Below are 1,177 nucleotides of genomic sequence, written 5' to 3'. Positions count from 1 at the left end.
GAAGATTCACCCAAGAAGACATCTACCGAGGCGACGGATTAAACCTCTACACCTACGTAGCAAACAACCCAATAATGTACATCGACCCCAGTGGGTATGAGAAATGTCCAAGATATAATAATATAGCAAATGCGAGAAATTTACCAGGAATAGTAAGTGGTGTAGATAAACTATTCAATGTCAATAAAATGATGAGAGGAAGTCATGGAAATGCAGGAGTTATTCCAAAAGAAATAGGTGAAAGGCTTGTAGGGAAAAAGTATAGTAGTTTTGATAAATTCAGAGAAGCTTTATGGAAAGAGATAGCAAATTCAAAGTATGCTAATGAATTTTCGATAGGAAATATAAGATTAATGAAGAAGGGAAAAGCTCCATTTACTGTGCATGAGCAAGCACATGGTAATTTGAATAAATATATATTACATCATAAGATACCAATACATGATGGAGGAGGAGTATATGATTTAAGTAATATTTTAATAGTTACTCCAAAATTACATCAAGAAATTCTTGATAAAAAATATCATTTTAATAATTAGAGGAGTGATGAAATGAGAAAGCTTAATAAAGATGAAATAATTGAATTGATAGAAAAATTACAAAGAGCAGAAGGGACAGATGAGGAGCAAAGTGAATGGATATATCAAATTGAAAATAGCGTTCCTTTTCATCAAGAGATTATTAATTTACTATTTTGGTCTAATGAAAAATTAACTGCTGAAGATTTATATAAAAAAGCAGAAAAAAATTATAATCCTATAATTCTTTAGTATAATTTTTATTAATTTTATTTGGTTCTATAATAAATGTTGGGGTGCATAATTAAAATTTATGTATCTCAACATTTTTTTACATAACAAAGGCTTTTTGTCAATAGTTTAGGTGGGATTTTTTGAAATCCCACCCTGTTAGTTTTATAGCAAATTTTATAGCAAAATACGAACTCAAAACCATAGAAGTAAGAACTCCAAAAGGAAATGTACTAAAAAATAAATATGCCCCCTTAGGCTTAAGAACAGAAATAGAAAAAGATGGAGAAGTAATACGATACATCTTTAAAAATATTTCTACCATCAAAACGAACATGGGGATATAACCCACCTAACAGATCAAGAAGAAAAACTTACAAACTACTATGAATACGATGTATTTGGTAATATAATAAAAGAAATAGAAG

General features: G+C 29.4%; 3 protein-coding genes. All 3 read left to right on the top strand.

The annotated features are described in order from the left end of the window. A partial coding sequence (locus OM90_RS11805) for an RHS repeat-associated core domain-containing protein (protein ID WP_278335822.1) occupies positions 1-539 on the top strand: 539 nt, incomplete at its 5' end. Positions 540-551: 12 nt separating this feature from the next. Then, positions 552-770 (top strand): hypothetical protein, encoded by a 219-nt coding sequence (locus OM90_RS11800; RefSeq protein WP_058487064.1) that lies wholly within the window; start codon positions 552-554, stop codon positions 768-770. A 122-nt stretch (positions 771-892) separates the two neighbouring features. Beyond that, positions 893-1,096, top strand: coding sequence for a hypothetical protein (locus tag OM90_RS11795; protein ID WP_058487063.1), 204 nt, complete (start codon positions 893-895; stop codon positions 1,094-1,096). The last annotated feature ends 81 nt before the right edge of the window (positions 1,097-1,177 follow it).

The sequence above is a fragment of the Defluviitalea phaphyphila genome (genome assembly GCF_001466305.1).
In the GTDB taxonomy this organism is placed as follows: Bacteria; Bacillota; Clostridia; order Lachnospirales; family Defluviitaleaceae; genus Defluviitalea_A; species Defluviitalea_A phaphyphila.
This window is presented reverse-complemented; position numbering and strand designations above follow the sequence as displayed.